Genomic DNA, 16,361 nt, shown 5'->3' with positions numbered 1-16,361 from the left:
TTTAAAATGTAAAGCTTTCCTTAAATTAAGGAGCAAATTTATTTATATAAAAACATAAGGAATGGGGGACAATTAAATGAATATTTTAGTCTGTATTAAGCAGGTTCCGGGAACTTCAAAAGTTGAAGTAGATCCTGTAACTGGAGTTTTAAAAAGAGATGGTGTAGATAGTAAGATGAACCCTTATGATTTATATGCCTTGGAAACCGCATTAAAAATAAAAGAACAAACGGAATCTAATATAAAGGTTATAACTATGGGACCACCCCAAGCAAAAGAAGTAATTAAAGAAGCTTTTGCTATGGGAGCAGATGAAGGTGTGCTTATATCTGATAGAAGATTTGCTGGTGCAGATGTATTGGCTACATCATATACGCTTTCTCAGGGAGTAAGACAAGCAGGAGATTTTCATATTATAGTATGTGGAAAACAAACCACTGATGGAGATACGGCGCAGGTTGGGCCAGAGATGGCAGAGTATTTAAATATACCCCATATTGCAAACGTTAGAAATATATTAGAAATAAATGAAAGAGAAATTACTGTAGAGATGGACATGGGAGAAACTATAGAGGTGGCTCACATTAAATATCCATGTCTTATAACAGTAGAAAAGGATATCTTCCAACCTAGATTACCTTCTTACAAGAAAAAAAAGGCTACAAGGGATAGGGAGATAAAGATGATATCTTTAGATGATTTTCATGACAGAGATGAAAAAATATATGGATTAAATGGTTCGCCTACTCAAGTTGAAAGAATATTTCCTCCAGATTCAAATATAGAAAGAGAATTTTGGAAAGATAGCTCAGAGGATATTGTAAAAAAACTTCACATGAAGCTTAAAGGTCTAAAATTCATATAGGAGGTATTATAAATGGGAAAACTAGTAGTTAATAATGATAAGATTAATAACATAGAAGAGGTAATTAAATTATGTCCATTTAATGCTATGGATAATAAAGAGGGAAAAGTAGAGATAAATGGAAATTGTAAGATGTGCAGATTATGTGTTAGAAAGGGGCCGGAAGGGGCATTCCAATTTATAGAAGAAGAAAAAATAGAAATAGATAAGAGTCAGTGGAAGGGTATAGCTATTTATGTAGATCATTTAGAGGGAGAGATACATCCCGTTACTATAGAACTAATTGGTAAAGCTAAAGAACTAGCTGCTAAGGTGAAGCAAAAGGTTTATTGCCTATTTATGGGGTATGATATTAAGGAAAAAGCAGAAGAACTTCTACATTACGGAGTAGATGAAGTTATGATATATGACTATAAGGAACTAAGTCACTTTAGAATAGAGCCATATACTGCAGTATTTGAAGATTTTATAAATAAGGTTAAACCTTCTGTAATATTAGTAGGTGCAACTACTATAGGAAGATCATTAGCACCAAGGGTAGCTGCTAGATTTAAGACAGGACTTACAGCAGATTGCACTATTTTAGATATAAAAGAAAATACAGATTTAGTTCAAATAAGACCAGCATTTGGAGGAAACATAATGGCGCAAATCATAACGCCTAATAATAGACCTCAAATGGCTACAGTTAGATATAAAGTAATGAATCCAGCAGAAAGAGTAGAGGATAAAAAAGGAATCCTAAAGATATGCTCTATAGAAAAAGAAAAACTCTCATCTAATATTGAGGTAATTAAAGTAACAGAAAAAGAAAAAGAAACAAGTATATCTGAAGCAGAAGTTATTGTAGTAGCAGGTAGAGCCATAAATAGTCAGAAGGATTTAAATATGATAAAAGAATTGGCGGAACTCTTAGGTGGAGAGTATGCAGTTACTAGACCTCTTATTGAAGCAGGACTTGCAGATGCAAAGAGGCAGATAGGATTAAGTGGAAGAACTGTACGACCAAAATTAATAATTACCTGTGGAGTATCAGGAGCTGTCCAATTTACTGCAGGTATGAATAATGCAGAGCATATAATTGCCATAAATAAAGATGATAATGCACCTATATTTAAAACAGCCCATTATGCCATAGTAGGGGATCTATATGAAATAGTACCCAGTTTAATAGAAAAGATAAAGGTGGAAAAGGGGGCATAAATATGAATTATAAAAAGATAGATAAGAAAGATATTGAAGTTATTAATGAAATAATTATAGATAAAGATAGAATATTTATAGGTGAAAATATAAATGAAGATTATAGTCATGATGAACTAGGAAATGTAAAAGAACTTCCGGATATAGTGATTCAACCTTTGAATACCTATGAAATTTCTAAGATAATGAAATATGCTAATGAAAATTTTATACCAGTGACGCCAAGAGGTTCGGGTACGGGACTTGTAGGAGCTGCAGTACCAATTAAGGGAGGTATTCTTTTAGATCTTAGTAAGATGAATAAAATATTAGAACTAGATGAAGAAAACCTTACTTTGACTGTGGAACCAGGAGTGTTACTTATGGAGATAACAAAGTATGTGGAGGAAAGAGAATTATTTTATCCTCCAGATCCAGGTGAAAAGACAGCTACTATTGGTGGAAACATAAATACCAATGCAGGTGGAATGAGAGCTGTTAAGTATGGAGTTACAAGAGATTATGTAAGAGGATTAGAAGTAGTACTTGCTAATGGAGAGGTTTTGCAATTAGGAGGAAAAGTTGTAAAAAATAGCTCTGGTTATAGTTTGAAGGATATGATAATAGGTTCAGAGGGGACTTTGGCTATAATAACTAAAGCTACATTAAAACTTCTTCCATTACCTAAAAAGGCTATAAGTCTTTTAGTTCCTTTTGAAGAGTTGGAGGATGCTATTGACACAGTTCCATTTATTATTAAATCAAAGTCTATTCCTACAGCTATAGAGTTTATGCAAAAACAAGCAATACTAGATTCAGAAGAATTTTTAGGTAAGAAATTTCCAGATAATTCTTCAGAAGCCTACTTACTGTTGACCTTCGATGGAAATAGTAAAGAGGAAGTAGAAAAGGCTTATGAAAAGGTAGCTGAAATTTGTTTAAAATATGGGGCGTTAGATGTATATATTTCTGATACGGAAGAAAGACAAGAATCTATATGGACAGCTAGAGGTTCTTTTTTAGAGGCTATTAAAGCTTCCACTACAGAAATGGATGAAGTAGATGTAGTGGTACCACGAAATAAGGTAGCTGAATTTGTTAAATTTACTCATACCATGGAAAAGAAGCATGATATTAGAATAAAGAGTTTTGGACATGCTGGTGATGGTAATTTGCATATATATATCCTTAAAGATAATTTAGAAGAAGATCAGTGGAATTCTAAATTGCACAAGGTTATGGAGGATATGTATAGTAAAGCTAAAGAGTTGAAAGGACAAGTTTCAGGAGAACATGGAATTGGTTATGCAAAGAAAGGATATTTAAAGCAATCTTTAAGTAATGATGCAATGGCTTTAATGGAAGGAATAAAAAAGGTTTTTGATACTAATAATATATTAAATCCAGGAAAAGTGTGCCAATAAGCTTTAACATAATAAACTTTATAATCTATAATAAAAGGATTGTCCAGTAAAAGGTCAATCCTTTTATATTTTTATAAAGTTGTTTTATACTATAAGTTAAAAATATAATAGCTATTAACTTTTATACGGTAATAGTTATTTATTTCTTGTTTCATTATAATTATAAATGTATACTTTAAATATATAAAATTATAAATAAGGAGGCAACAATTTGATTTTATCAGGAGAAGAAATTAAAGATAAACTAGGGAAGGGCATAATCATAGAGCCTTTTAAAGAAGAACAGTTAAATCCCAATAGTTATAACTTAAAACTCCATAATGAACTTTTAGTATATGAAGACCATGTACTGGATATGAAAAAGGAAAACAAAGCTAAAAGGATTATAATATCACCAGAAGGACTTTTATTAGAGCCTAATAAATTATATCTTGGAAGAACTATAGAATATACTAAAACTGATGAATATGTACCTATGTTAGAAGGAAGGTCATCCATAGGAAGGCTAGGATTATTCATTCATGTTACAGCAGGATTTGGAGATGTTGGATTTAGTGGTTATTGGACATTAGAGATGTTTTGTATTCAGCCTATTAGAATTTATTCTGAAGTGGAAATATGTCAAATATATTACCATAAAATCCAGGGAGATTATAATAAGTACATAAGTGGTAAATATCAAAATAATAATGATATACAACCAAGCTTGCTTTTTAAAGATTTTGAAAGATAATATAATATATATAAATAAAACCACCCTTATGGGTGGTTTTATTATAAAAGTTAATTTAATGGTTATTTCCAGGGTTAGTTGGTGGCTGAGGAGATATTGGATTTGTACCTCCATTTTCGTTGCCGTTATCATTACCTGGTTTGTTTGGGTCCACAGGTTTGTTATTATCGTTCTCTGGCTTTTTATCATCTTTATTTTCTTCAGGTTTTGGTTCTTGTTTATAGTCATCTAATTCTGTAGGTTCTATCATTGAAGGATCCTTAACAGAACCAGCATAATTTTTGCTTATAAATACTCTTGTTTCAATAAGGTTCCCCGGAGTCTTATCTGTTGCCCTTTTTCCGTTAAGTTTATTTATCTTCACTTCTACATGGGCATCGCATAGAGCTGAAGGGGCTGTGCCATCCATGAAGTAATCTTCAATTATTCTATTTCCTCCACGAGGATCTTTTAAGCAAAGTTCTGTAGCTAATTTACCAGAATCTAAACAAACTCTTGAGGTATTTAAACCTTCAGGAATTGCTATATCTTTAGATTCTAGACCTTCATGAATCTTTTCCATTAACTTACGCCATAAAACTCCAGCTGTATTTCCACTGGCGGTTTCCCCATTACCAGAGGTCTTAACTTCTGTAGGATTATCATTTCCTATCCAAACCGCAGCGGAGTAATAAGGGGTAAGACCTGAAAACCATAGATTTTTATTTGATTCAGAAGTACCGGTTTTACCTGCTACAGGCATATCACCAAATTTAGCACTTCTAGCACTATAATTTATAACTGGTCCTTTTAACATATCATATAAGATGTAAGCTGCCTGAGGAGACATAACTTTTCTCTTTTCAGGAACTTTCTCTAAAAGTACCTTTCCGGTTCTATCTACTACCTTAGTATAAAGTATAGGTTCTGTATATATACCGTTATTACCAAAGGCACCATAAGCGGCAGCCATATATAACGGATTAGAACCATCCTTATCCTTGGGATCATTGTTAAATTCACCTAAAGCTAAGGCAGCTATACTTTGCTTAGATTTTTTATTAAATATAAGACCGAAGTTCTCACCGTAGGATATACCGTTTTTAATACCCACCATATCTTCTACCTTTAAAGCTGCTACGTTTACTGAATAGGTGAGAGCTGTTCTTAAGGTAATAGGTCCTCTGTATTGACCATCCACATTTTTAGGTTGGAATGTATAGCCTATTTTATTAAGCATTTCATCTGATAAAGGTGAATCATCCACTAAGCTACTTGCATTAGCTATTTTCATATCAATAGCAGGTGCATAAACTGTCAAAGGTTTAATAGCAGAACCTGTAGGTTTTAAAAATCCTAAAGAAGCGCCTCTATTATAAGAAGTAGGAGGGAGATCTCCTCTACCACCAATTATAGTTTTAACTTCTCCAGTTCTATAATCCATTATAGCGGCTCCTACTTGAGGTTGAACAACGTCCATACCACCGCTTTTCACTGTAAACTCTTTAATATCGATGTACTTTGGGGTATCATCGATTATCTTCTGTGAATAGTGCTGTAGATCTTTATCCATAGTAGTGTATATCTTAAGACCACCATAGGTAACAAGCCTTGAAACTTCTTTATCAGAATAATTATATTGTTTCTTTAAGTCAGCTTTTACTCTTTTTAAAACTTCCCAAGAAAACCATTCATAATTTAACTTTTCGTTATAATTAGGTTGAACAAATTCAAGTTTTCCACTATCTAAATCTTCAATAGCAGTATCATAGCGTGCCTGATCAACGCTACCAGTCTCTAGCATTTTTTTTAGCACGGTTTTAGTCCTATTGATATACTTTGAAGGATCTTTTTTAGAGGAAGGTGAAAAAGGATAATAAATTGAGGGGCTTTGATTCATACCAGCTAAATAAGCACATTCTATAAGATTTAACTCTATAGCAGGTTTAGCAAAATATTGATTAGAAGCAGCTTCTACACCGTTTGCTTTTCCACCTAAAAAAATAGTATTCAAGTAGGCTTCTAGAATCTGATTTTTACTCAATTTCTTCTCTAATTCAATAGCTAAATACATCTCCTGAACTTTTCTTCTTATAGATACCTTAGGAGTTAAAACTGTATTTTTAAGAAGCTGTTGAGTTATTGTAGATGCACCATGAAGTCCTGATTTTCCAGTTAATTTATTTTTTACGTCTATATATAAGGCCCCAAATACTCTCTTAACATCTATACCATGATGTTGATTAAAACGCTCATCTTCTATACTTATAAATGCGTTTTTTAGATCCTCTGGCATTTTATCAATGGTAATAACTGTTCTTTTCTCATCTGTGGGCACATCATCCATATATAAACCTTTATTATCATACATCATTGACACTTCATTTAATGATAGTATTGCATTTAAATCCAATGGAGGTGCAGATTTGACCATAGCATATCCTACCCCTGCAAGCGTAACCCCTGTAAATAGACATATGAATAAAAAGACTATTAGTATGGTTTTTAATATATGTCTTTTCTTTTTCTTAGTTTTATTTTTATGCTGAACCATAAGTTCCTCCTATCTTTAATTAACTTTAGCTTAAATGCACAGATTTAAAATATTATAACATATTATAGCATATTATAAAATGATTAGACTATAAAAACTTCTTTTCTTAGGGGGATTATAAATAATGAAACGATATCATTCTATGGGATTTAAAATTACCGTTGCTATTATTATAATATTTTCAACATTTATAGCATTTATATACATTTTTGACAAAAGAATAATGCCTACAGTTATAGTTGTAGCTAATTCTGAAATGAGAGTAAAGGTTAATGAAATTATGAATGAAAATATATTAGAAAAATATTCAGAAGGCTTTGACTATAATAGTATTGTTAATGTAGAAAAAGATCATGATGGAAACATAGTTATGCTTAAAGCGGATACTTTAAAACTTAACTCTTTAGCCACAAAGGTAGCTTTAGATTCTCAAAAGGATATAAATGATTTAGAATATTTAAATATAAAAGTTCCTATAGGATATATACTAAATAATAATATACTATCAAATAGGGGACCTAATGTTACCGTGAGAATGAAACCTATAGGAAAGGTAGAGGTTAAGTATAGCTCGGTTTTTGAAAGCGCAGGAATAAATCAGACAAGACATAAAATATATGTGGAGATAAAGAGTTTAATTAGGGTTATTATTCCTTTACATAGTAATGATGTGGAGGTAAGATGTGAGGTGCCTATAAGTGAAACTATAATTATAGGAAAGGTTCCTAGAACAGCTATAGATTTAGATTTATCTAATTAATTCTAGTTTTAATAAAATAGTGTATTGCTACTGACAAAAGGCTTGATAGAACATAAAAAGGCTTATAATCCTAGGAAGATTATAGGCCTTTTAAAAATTATAGTATTAAAAATTTGATTATTCCCAATTAAAAACATAAGGTATATTTCTATAATGATCTCCGTAATTTAAACCATATCCTACTACAAATACATCCTCTATTTCAAAGCAACAAAAGTCAGGTTTTATATCAACCTTTCTTCTTTCAGGTTTATCTAAAAGCACACAGCAGTTTACACTATTAGCACCTAAAGACTTAACATGATTTTTAACAAACTCCATAGTAATTCCGCTGTCTACAATATCATCAACTATTAAAACATCGTATCCTTCTATGTTGTCAGGGATATCATTAACAACCTTAACTGTTCCAGAACTTTGTTCATCGTGGCCATAACTTGAGGTTGTCATAAATCCTATTTTTGTAGGAACATTAATATTTCTTACTAGGTCTGCTGTAAAAATGAAACTACCTCTTAATAAAGACAGCACGTATAAATTTTTACCTTCATAGTACTTTGATATTTCAGCACCTATTTCAGTTATTCTTTTGGATATTTCTTCTTCACTTATTAATATGTTGCGCTTTTTCTCCTCCATTGCTATCCTCCATTTTAAGATATTTACAATATTGTTTTTATATATTTAAAATAGCTTATAACCCCTGTAAAGTCAATGCTACTTTTAAATTTGTCAAAAATTAATTTTAAAATATTTTCCATGATATAAGTTGATTTTTATAATATCTTTTGATTTTAATAATCTAATAATGCAAATATTTGAGAAGTCTGTATTTAAAAAATAAAAATTATATTATTCATATTAACAACATTTTTATGTTTTTTCAATATATATCTTCTTTATCTATCTTTTAAATTAAACTATTGTAGATTATGAAAATACATATAAGAAAAATTACTTTTATTATCCTATAGAGGATTAAAGATTCTGTTGCTGAGCTACAAGTGTTAATAATTCCGTAAATATTTCTTTTATGATATAATTTGTAAAGGAAGGGGAGATTTTATGGAGTTAGATGATATATTTGCTTTAGTTTCTTTAATGTTTTTCTTCGGTTTGATATTTTTTGCTTTGAAAAAACCTAAATTAATAGATAGATTAGAAGCTATATTTGTATGTTTGATTGGTACTGTAAGCTATGGGTTTTTATGTGGAAGTTATAATTTAGAAAGTTCTGCTTTAAGTGTTGTATTTGCGATAGCTTTTGCAGTATTTTTCTTAGGCATGATATTCTTTGTTTTAAGAGAGCCTAAGTTTATGAAAAAATGGCAAGCTATTTCTATATGTTTTTTTGGTTTTTTAGCATATGGATTTTTATTTGGATTAATCTGCTATGATGAATTTAAATATAATAGTTATGTTAAAAGTATTGCTCAAGATACAGAAACTATTAAGACAGAAAGAATAAATATTATGGAGAATATTGATAATAGCAATATTCCTAAAGAAAGATTATATGTATATGCAAAGGAGAAGGACTTATAAAGGGTGATTAGTAGTAAGATATATCATGTACCAGGTATGATCAAACTAAAATAGACCAGACTGAAAAATGGATTAAAACTATAAAAGAAGCTAAAAATGCAGGTTATAGAGCACCTAAAAAATAGGTGCTGTTTTTATATCTAAAAATAGGGGGAGAATAAAGATTTGGAATTAGAGAAAAATAACATATAACTAAGAAAAAGTATTTTTTTAAGTATATCAGATAAGTGGAGGATAGAAATATGAGAGGTTCAGAGATTAAAAGTAATTCAAAAAAGTTAGGAGTTAAGGTAAAGTGGTGCCTTAGCTCCGCTTAGAAATAAATATGATTTTTAAATCTTCAATCTGGTTTTTTAGTATCCTGTAGAGCACTAAGATTCTGTTGCTGAGCTGCAATTGTTAATATTATACTTCCTACAGCAACTAAAAAATTACCTAAAACATTGTTATCGTCAGCAGAATTATCTGTTGAAAGATTGAGTGCAACTATAGTTGATAATGTAGCAAGTTCCTTTGGGCAGATTTCATTAAATATTGACATTGATGCTCACCTCAATTTAATATATGAAATTATTTGAAAATAGTTAAAATATACTTATGATTTTAAACACATCCTATAGATTTCATAGAAGGTCTTAAGCTATTGATTTTACTATACTTTTAAAAATCATTGTAATTTATTAAAGATGTTTACAAGAATGTTTTTATAGTATAAAATTATATGAAAGTTATCAGGTATATTAAAAATCATATTGAAGAATTTATTTCAATTGTTATTAAAATCAATTATTATTGGTAATATAGTTAAGGCAATCAATGATTATTTTAAGATTTTCTATTACAATGACTTAAATAAAATTTATTTTTTATAAAAGGAGTGATAATGTGATATACGGAAATATAGAAGGTATAAAAAATAGTATATTAGAAAAGTTAGATAGCATTTATGATATGAAGATTCCTAAATATAATTTATTTACAGAGGAACTTTTAAATATACTAGTGGATAATACTGCCTATTTAGAGAGAGAAATTAGTGTAGCTATAGACAGAAAAGGCAAGGTTATAAGTGTTGCTGTAGGTGATAGCAGTACTGTTGAAATTCCTATGATTAACATAAAAGAAAAAAGACTTTCAGCAGTAAGAATAATACACACTCATCCTAACGGTAATTCAAGATTATCAGCTATTGATAATTCTGCTTTACTTAAATTAAAATTAGATTGTATCGCTGCTATAGGAGTATATGAGGGGAAATTCACAGACATAAGTCTTGGGTTTTGCGATGTGAAGGATGATTTATTAGTTCCCGAGGCTGTTGAGGGATTAAACTTAAATGAACTTTTAAGTTTTGATTTTGTAGACAAAATAAGAAGTTTAGAAGCATTAATTGAAAGTAGCGAAATTAATGAGGAGTCAGGAGAAAAAGCAATTGTAGTTGGTTGCGATACAGAAGAAAGTTTGACAGAACTTGAAGAATTAGCTAAGGCCTGTGATATACCAGTACTTTTTAAAGTATTCCAAAATAGGAGTAAATTAGATCCAGCTTACTATGTTGGGCGTGGAAAGGTAGAAGAAATATCTTTATTAAGACAGAGTCTAAGGGCTAATGTAATAATATTTGATGATGAACTTTCAGGATCACAGGTTAGAAATCTTGAAGAGGCTATTGGATGCAAGGTAATTGACAGAACTACGTTGATACTGGAAATATTTGCCACAAGAGCTAAAACAAAAGAATCAAGGATACAAGTAGAGTTAGCTCAATTGAAATACAGGCTTTCGAGGCTTACTGGACTTGGAACAGTACTTTCAAGAACAGGGGGAGGTATAGGAACAAAAGGTCCAGGGGAAAAAAAATTAGAAACAGATAGAAGACATATAAGAGGAACAATACATGATTTAATAGATGAATTAAGTAAGATTAAAAAAACCAGAGAGACACAAAGGGAGAAGAGGAATAAGCAAAATATTCCACAGGTATCTTTAGTAGGTTATACAAATGCAGGTAAATCTACTTTAAGAAACAAGTTGTGCGAAATTGCTATGCCGAAAGATTCCACTCAAAAGGATAGTGTTTTTGAAGCAGATATGTTATTTGCCACATTAGATACTACTACTAGAGCAATTAATTTATTAGATAATAGATTAATTACCCTTACAGACACCGTAGGATTTGTACAAAAACTTCCTCATGAATTAGTTGAAGCTTTTAAGTCGACTCTAGAGGAAGTGATTTACTCAGATATTTTAATACATGTGGTGGATGCCTCAGCGGAATACGTCCATGATCAAATAGAGGCAGTAGAGCAGGTCTTGGCAGAACTTGGAGCTAGAGATAAGTCTATTATACTGGCTTTAAATAAAATAGATAAGCTAAGTGAAGAGGACTTAGAGGATATAATAAGTATTTATAAGGGAAGATATGATATTGTTTCTATATCAGCTAAGGAAAATATAAATCTTGATTTATTATTGCAAAGTGTTTCAGATAAATTACCTAATAAACTAGTAACCGTAGAATATATGATACCTTATAGTAATCAATCTACTGTAGCCTATTTGCATAGGAATTCTAAAATAATAGAATCTAGCTATGAAAATGAAGGTACTTATATAAAGGCTGAAGTTGATAATGAAGTATACAATAAATGTAAGGAATTTATTATATAAATAGTTCTGTATTGGGCTAATTATAGTTCAACTTTATAAGGGATATAAAGGGAGGAAGATGAGCTTTATGGAAAATATTATTTTAAAATATCAAAAGGCTTTTAATTCTTTAGTGGATAAAATGCGTTCAAATGAAAATATTTTAGCCGTTATGGTTTTTGGAAGTATGGTTACAGGCGATTTTTGGGAAGAATCAGATATAGATCTTTTTGTAATATTAAAGGATGAAATATATGATATCAGAAATATATATACAGAAGAAAAAGAAGTAGCAGTTCATATAAAATTAATGAGTAAAGAGAAGTTTTTGCAACTCCATGAAAGTGATTTAAGAGGAGGGTTTATCCATAGAATATTTGCGTCTTCAAGATTAGTATTCTCAAAGGACTTAGATATAACTACAAGATACAATAACGGACGATATTATCCAGATTTAGATAGAGAAAAATGGAATATGGTTTATTTAGGAAGAACCCTAAAAAGCTTAGGGGTCTGTAAAAAGTATTTAACTAATGATGGTATTTATACTGCTTTTACCACAGCAGTTAGATCTATAGAAGATTTTGCTAGACTTTATGTAAATTGCAACGGATACATGATAAGTAAGGATGCTACTTCTATGGCAATGAATCTTAATGATGACTTTAAAAAGTGTGTAGATGAATTGTTTTTTAATAAGAATAATGTAGTAGAAGCCATAGAGAACGCCTTGGAATTTTTAAAGGAGTCTATAGATAAGAATATAAAACAAAGTACTCGTTTGCTTATGGAATTTATGAGAGAGAAAGATAAATTCTTAAGTGCTGAGGATATAAAAAGAGATCCTCTTTTTGAGAACTTTGATATAGAAATAGAAGAAGTTTTAAATGAACTTTGGAAGAGAAATCTTATTAAAAAGGATTCTAGAGATTATAAAAATTCAGAAGGAAATGTTATAATTAAAGAAAATGTATATTTTATTTAATTGGTAGGATGAGATGAAGAGGTTTTGTATAACATTTGTAGAAGACTTTCCAAAGTATAAACAGTTAGCAAGACATATTAAAAAGTTAATAGATAAGGACTTAATAAAAGACGGTGAGAAGTTACCACCTATAAGAGTTTTGGCTAAATACTTAAATGTAAATAATGTCACTATAGTAAATGCTTATAAAAAACTTCAGCAAGAAGGTTATGCTGTGCTTAAAATGGGAAGTGGAACCTATGCCAAAAGGCGTGAAGTAATAAAGGCTTTTAAAAAAGAGTATTCCGAAACTTTTAAAAGGATATCTTCAAGAGAGATGAAAGAGAATATTGATTTTACAGGGGAAACCACTAGTAGTGACTATTTCCCTCTTAAACAGTTTAAAGAAGTACTAAATCAGGTTATAGATAGGGATGGAGCTGAAGCTCTTATATATCAAGAGGCACTGGGATTTCAAGGACTAAGGCAGAGTATAAATAAGTATTTTTGGAGGGGATCTCTAGAAGAAGATGATATTTTAATTGTTTCAGGGGCTCAACAGGGTATAGACATTGCCTCAAAGGCTCTTATAAATGTTAATGATAATGTAATAGTAGAAAGACCAACCTATAGTGGGGCTTTAACGGTTTTTAACTGGAGAAGAGCAAATATATTTCAGGTGGATATGCTTCAAGATGGAGCTGACTTAGAATCCTTTGAAGAAGTAGTTAAAAAGAATAAAATCAAGTGTTTTTATACTATGAGTTATTTTCAAAATCCTACAGGAGCCACCTATAGTTATGAAAAAAAGAAATTTATTTTAGATTTAGCAGAAAAGTATAATTTTTATATAATAGAAGATGATTATCTTTCTGAGCTAATATTTGATAAAAATATTAAGTATGAAAGTTTTAAGTCTATGGATGAAAAGGATAGAGTTATATATATAAAGAGTTTTTCTAAGATATTTTTGCCGGGTATAAGAATAGGATATGTTATATCTCCAAGAAAATTCAAAGAGATAATACAAAATTCTAAGGTTAATACAGATATATCCACTTCTAGCCTTATGCAAAGGGCTTTAGACTTATATATTAATAAAGGTTATTGGGAAGATCATATAAAATTATTGAAAGATAATTATGAAGATAGATATATATTTATGAGAGATTATATGGAATATAAGATAAAACACAAAGTTGAATTTCATCCTCCAGGAGGAGGTTTGAGTTTCTTTTTAAAAATTAGGGAGAATTATAACCTAAATTGTAGAGAGTTATTTTTTAAGGCTAAAGAAAAAGCTGTTTTTATAACTCCAGGAGTTATTTTCTATAAAAATCCTATGGATGGAGATAAGTATTTTAGAATTGGATACTCGCAAACGGATAAAGATAAGATAGTTAGGGGGATTGATATATTAGAGCAGATTATAGTTTAAAAAGGAGGGATAAAGTTGGGTTATATAACGGTTAAACAAGAAGCCATGGACGAGTTTGAAGAAAGAAAATCCCTTTTTATTGGTTACACTAAAAGAGTGGAAACGGAAGATGATGCTAAAGCTTTTATTAATGTTATAAAGAGTAAACATAAGGATGCCACTCATAATGTTTATGCTTATATAGTTGGGCAAAATCTTGAGATACAAAGATATAGCGATGATGGAGAACCGCAAGGTACTGCTGGTATACCTATATTAGAAGTTATAAAAAAAAGTGGTATTACAGATTGTGTTGTAGTAGTAACTAGATATTTTGGGGGGATTCTCTTAGGGGCTGGAGGTCTTGTAAGAGCCTATACTAAAGGGGCTAGTATGGCTATTAAAGAAGCTGGATTAGTAGAAAAGGTAGATGGAATTCTTTTAAGGATAATTATAGATTATGATCTTTTAGGTAAGATTCAATATATATGTAATCAAAATCAGTGGTATATTGAAGATACTCAATATACAGATAAAGTAGAATTAAATATATATTGTGAATTAACCTTAAGGGACATCATTGAAAAACAAATAGTAGAAGCTACAAATGGTAAGGCTATTATAGTAAAAGAGCAAGAAGGTATATTTTTTAAAGAAGGTAACAGACTTTATAAAAACATTTAAAATTAGACTTTGTTGAATAAAATTAGTATTTTGTGATATAATGATGTAGAAATTTTTTGATAAAATATTTATTTAAAGTGAGGAGGAAATTTTATGTCAGGACACTCAAAATGGCATAACATACAAGCTAAGAAGGGTAAGGCAGATGCAAAAAGAGGCAAGATATTTACTAAAATAGGAAAAGAACTTATGGTAGCTGCTAAAGATGGGGGTCCAAGTCCGGAGACAAACTCTAAACTTAGAGATGTTATAGCAAAAGCTAAGGCTAATAATATGCCTCAAGATACGATAACTAGAGCAATAAAGAAGGCTACTGGTGATATAGAAAATGTTATTTTTGAAGAAATAACTTATGAAGGTTATGGTCCATCAGGTATAGCTGTTATTGTAGAAGTTTTAACTGATAATAAAAACAGAAGTGCAGGAAATGTAAGACATGCTTTTACAAAGCATGGAGGAAACATGGGAGCCACAGGTTGTGTAAGTTTTATGTTCCAAAGAAAAGGACAAATAGTAATCGAAAAAACTGATTCTTTGGATGAGGATGAATTAATGATGATGGCATTAGAGATAGGAGCAGAGGACTTTGCTTCAGAAGAAGAGGTTTATATTATAACTACTACTGCTGAAGATTTTGGAGTTGTTAGAGAATCTTTAGAAGAGAAAAATATAGAGTTTTTGGAAGCGGAGATAAAGATGCTACCGGATACATATACAGCTATAGATGAAGAGATATCTGCAAAATTCCAGAAGATGTTAGATCAATTAGAAGACGATGACGACGTTCAAAATGTTTGGCATAATGCTGAGTTTCCAGAAGGATGGGATGAATAGATAATAATGAGACTTAATGTATAAATATATAAATTATGGACATAATATCATCTAAGGAGTGATATTATGCAACGTAAAAAGAATTTATTATTATTTATTACAGGATTTTTCTTGGTTGTAACTTTATTTTCTATAGGTTACTTTTTAAGTGTAGATAAAAGTCAGGCTTCAAAGCCAAGTGAAGGCGGAAATATGACAGTTTATAATTCTAAAGATGAAGCTCCATTGCCTGATGACTTATTCTTAGTTTTAAAAGAAAAAGATGATTTAACTGGAGAGATTATCTCTCACAGTGCAAAAACTATAAAAGAGTTTAAGGGTGAAAGTAAGGATATAGTTACTAAAAAAAGCCTAGAAGAATTATATGCTAAAGAAGGTTACGAGCTAGATTCTTTTAATGATAGAGAAATAGTGTGGGTTAAAAATGTTGAAAAGACTTTTGAACCTGGTAAGTACTACCTAGGAGCAGAAAAGGGATGTATAGCCATATTTAAAAGTGATGGTAAGGGAAAACTATTTATAGAAGATAAAACAAAAGATATTACATCTAGGGATGTAGATAGTTTACCAGAAGGGGACAAAGTTCTAATCTTAAATTATGAATTAAAGTTTGACGCCAAAGAAGAAGCTTATGATCAGTTAGCTGAAATACAATCATGATTTAATTTAAAGCGAGAATATCTCTTAAACTTAGAGAGATGTTCTCGCTTTAAACCTAGTTGATGATGAAAATGGATTTGCTTATTATTGAATTATTTTAATGTAAAT

General features: G+C 30.5%; 15 protein-coding genes. 12 read left to right on the top strand and 3 right to left on the bottom strand.

Annotated features, from left to right (window positions below; all coding sequences use genetic code 11):
• Positions 1 to 76: 76 nt before the first annotated feature.
• From KQI89_RS04400 to dcd, 4 genes are all read left to right on the top strand, one after another.
• A complete protein-coding gene (locus KQI89_RS04400) occupies positions 77 to 865 on the top strand; it encodes an electron transfer flavoprotein subunit beta/FixA family protein (protein ID WP_216456061.1) in 789 nt (262 codons plus the stop codon).
• Positions 866 to 877: 12 nt separating this feature from the next.
• Positions 878 to 2,068, top strand: coding sequence for an electron transfer flavoprotein subunit alpha (locus KQI89_RS04395; RefSeq protein ID WP_216456060.1), 1,191 nt, complete (start codon positions 878 to 880; stop codon positions 2,066 to 2,068).
• Positions 2,069 to 2,070: 2 nt separating this feature from the next.
• A complete protein-coding gene (locus KQI89_RS04390; RefSeq protein ID WP_216456059.1) occupies positions 2,071 to 3,471 on the top strand; it encodes an FAD-binding oxidoreductase in 1,401 nt (466 codons plus the stop codon).
• Positions 3,472 to 3,682: 211 nt separating this feature from the next.
• Positions 3,683 to 4,204, top strand: a complete 522-nt coding sequence (gene dcd, locus KQI89_RS04385) for a dCTP deaminase (protein WP_216456058.1) — start codon at positions 3,683 to 3,685, stop codon at positions 4,202 to 4,204.
• Positions 4,205 to 4,259: 55 nt separating this feature from the next.
• On the opposite strand, the gene KQI89_RS04380 is transcribed toward dcd, so the two are convergent.
• Complete coding sequence (locus tag KQI89_RS04380) at positions 4,260 to 6,737, bottom strand: transglycosylase domain-containing protein (RefSeq protein WP_216456057.1); 2,478 nt, start codon at positions 6,735 to 6,737, stop codon at positions 4,260 to 4,262.
• A 124-nt stretch (positions 6,738 to 6,861) separates the two neighbouring features.
• Between KQI89_RS04380 and yunB the strand changes: the two genes are divergently transcribed.
• The gene (gene yunB, locus KQI89_RS04375) at positions 6,862 to 7,497 is read left to right on the top strand and encodes a sporulation protein YunB (RefSeq protein WP_051986349.1); all 636 of its coding nucleotides are present in this window, start codon (positions 6,862 to 6,864) and stop codon (positions 7,495 to 7,497) included.
• 117 nt (positions 7,498 to 7,614) lie between these two features.
• Here the strand turns inward: yunB and hpt are convergent, their stop codons facing one another.
• On the bottom strand, positions 7,615 to 8,136 hold the full coding sequence (hpt, locus tag KQI89_RS04370) for a hypoxanthine phosphoribosyltransferase (RefSeq protein ID WP_032121897.1): 522 nt from the start codon (positions 8,134 to 8,136) through the stop codon (positions 7,615 to 7,617).
• Between the two features lie 426 nt (positions 8,137 to 8,562).
• Between hpt and KQI89_RS04365 the strand changes: the two genes are divergently transcribed.
• Positions 8,563 to 9,042, top strand: a complete 480-nt coding sequence (locus tag KQI89_RS04365; RefSeq protein WP_216456056.1) for a hypothetical protein — start codon at positions 8,563 to 8,565, stop codon at positions 9,040 to 9,042.
• A gap of 340 nt (positions 9,043 to 9,382) precedes the next feature.
• Here the strand turns inward: KQI89_RS04365 and KQI89_RS04360 are convergent, their stop codons facing one another.
• Positions 9,383 to 9,583 (bottom strand): hypothetical protein, encoded by a 201-nt coding sequence (locus KQI89_RS04360; protein WP_032121895.1) that lies wholly within the window; start codon positions 9,581 to 9,583, stop codon positions 9,383 to 9,385.
• Between the two features lie 344 nt (positions 9,584 to 9,927).
• Here KQI89_RS04360 and hflX point away from each other — a divergent pair, with 344 nt between their 5' ends.
• The 6 genes from hflX (at position 9,928) to KQI89_RS04330 (ending at position 16,253) form a co-directional block, all read left to right on the top strand.
• Complete coding sequence (gene hflX, locus KQI89_RS04355; RefSeq protein ID WP_216456055.1) at positions 9,928 to 11,715, top strand: GTPase HflX; 1,788 nt, start codon at positions 9,928 to 9,930, stop codon at positions 11,713 to 11,715.
• A 67-nt stretch (positions 11,716 to 11,782) separates the two neighbouring features.
• Positions 11,783 to 12,679, top strand: a complete 897-nt coding sequence (locus tag KQI89_RS04350; RefSeq protein ID WP_216456054.1) for a nucleotidyltransferase domain-containing protein — start codon at positions 11,783 to 11,785, stop codon at positions 12,677 to 12,679.
• A gap of 13 nt (positions 12,680 to 12,692) precedes the next feature.
• Positions 12,693 to 14,096, top strand: coding sequence for a MocR-like pyridoxine biosynthesis transcription factor PdxR (gene pdxR, locus KQI89_RS04345; protein WP_216456053.1), 1,404 nt, complete (start codon positions 12,693 to 12,695; stop codon positions 14,094 to 14,096).
• A gap of 15 nt (positions 14,097 to 14,111) precedes the next feature.
• Positions 14,112 to 14,759, top strand: a complete 648-nt coding sequence (locus KQI89_RS04340) for a YigZ family protein (RefSeq protein ID WP_216456052.1) — start codon at positions 14,112 to 14,114, stop codon at positions 14,757 to 14,759.
• A gap of 93 nt (positions 14,760 to 14,852) precedes the next feature.
• Complete coding sequence (locus tag KQI89_RS04335) at positions 14,853 to 15,593, top strand: YebC/PmpR family DNA-binding transcriptional regulator (protein ID WP_216456051.1); 741 nt, start codon at positions 14,853 to 14,855, stop codon at positions 15,591 to 15,593.
• A gap of 66 nt (positions 15,594 to 15,659) precedes the next feature.
• Positions 15,660 to 16,253 carry a hypothetical protein gene (locus KQI89_RS04330; RefSeq protein WP_051986348.1) on the top strand — a complete coding sequence of 198 codons (594 nt, stop codon included), beginning with the start codon at positions 15,660 to 15,662 and terminating at the stop codon, positions 16,251 to 16,253.
• Positions 16,254 to 16,361 lie beyond the last annotated feature (108 nt).

The sequence above is a fragment of the Clostridium simiarum genome, from assembly GCF_018919175.1.
Lineage (GTDB): Bacteria > Bacillota > Clostridia > Clostridiales > Clostridiaceae > Clostridium_L > Clostridium_L simiarum.
The sequence above is the reverse complement of the archived record's forward strand: the minus strand, read 5'-3'. Positions and strand labels throughout refer to the sequence as shown.

What these genes read in the sequence shown, in the direction of transcription:
- KQI89_RS04335 (WP_216456051.1), top strand. Translation starts at nt 14,853, where the DNA reads ATGTCAGGACACTCAAAATGGCATAACATACAAGCTAAGAAGGGTAAG.
- KQI89_RS04350 (WP_216456054.1), top strand. Translation starts at nt 11,783, where the DNA reads ATGGAAAATATTATTTTAAAATATCAAAAGGCTTTTAATTCTTTAGTG.
- pdxR (WP_216456053.1), top strand. Translation starts at nt 12,693, where the DNA reads ATGAAGAGGTTTTGTATAACATTTGTAGAAGACTTTCCAAAGTATAAA.
- KQI89_RS04380 (WP_216456057.1), bottom strand. Translation starts at nt 6,737, where the DNA reads ATGGTTCAGCATAAAAATAAAACTAAGAAAAAGAAAAGACATATATTA.
- KQI89_RS04400 (WP_216456061.1), top strand. Translation starts at nt 77, where the DNA reads ATGAATATTTTAGTCTGTATTAAGCAGGTTCCGGGAACTTCAAAAGTT.
- KQI89_RS04390 (WP_216456059.1), top strand. Translation starts at nt 2,071, where the DNA reads ATGAATTATAAAAAGATAGATAAGAAAGATATTGAAGTTATTAATGAA.
- KQI89_RS04395 (WP_216456060.1), top strand. Translation starts at nt 878, where the DNA reads ATGGGAAAACTAGTAGTTAATAATGATAAGATTAATAACATAGAAGAG.
- hpt (WP_032121897.1), bottom strand. Translation starts at nt 8,136, where the DNA reads ATGGAGGAGAAAAAGCGCAACATATTAATAAGTGAAGAAGAAATATCC.
- yunB (WP_051986349.1), top strand. Translation starts at nt 6,862, where the DNA reads ATGAAACGATATCATTCTATGGGATTTAAAATTACCGTTGCTATTATT.
- KQI89_RS04360 (WP_032121895.1), bottom strand. Translation starts at nt 9,583, where the DNA reads ATGTCAATATTTAATGAAATCTGCCCAAAGGAACTTGCTACATTATCA.
- KQI89_RS04330 (WP_051986348.1), top strand. Translation starts at nt 15,660, where the DNA reads ATGCAACGTAAAAAGAATTTATTATTATTTATTACAGGATTTTTCTTG.
- KQI89_RS04365 (WP_216456056.1), top strand. Translation starts at nt 8,563, where the DNA reads ATGGAGTTAGATGATATATTTGCTTTAGTTTCTTTAATGTTTTTCTTC.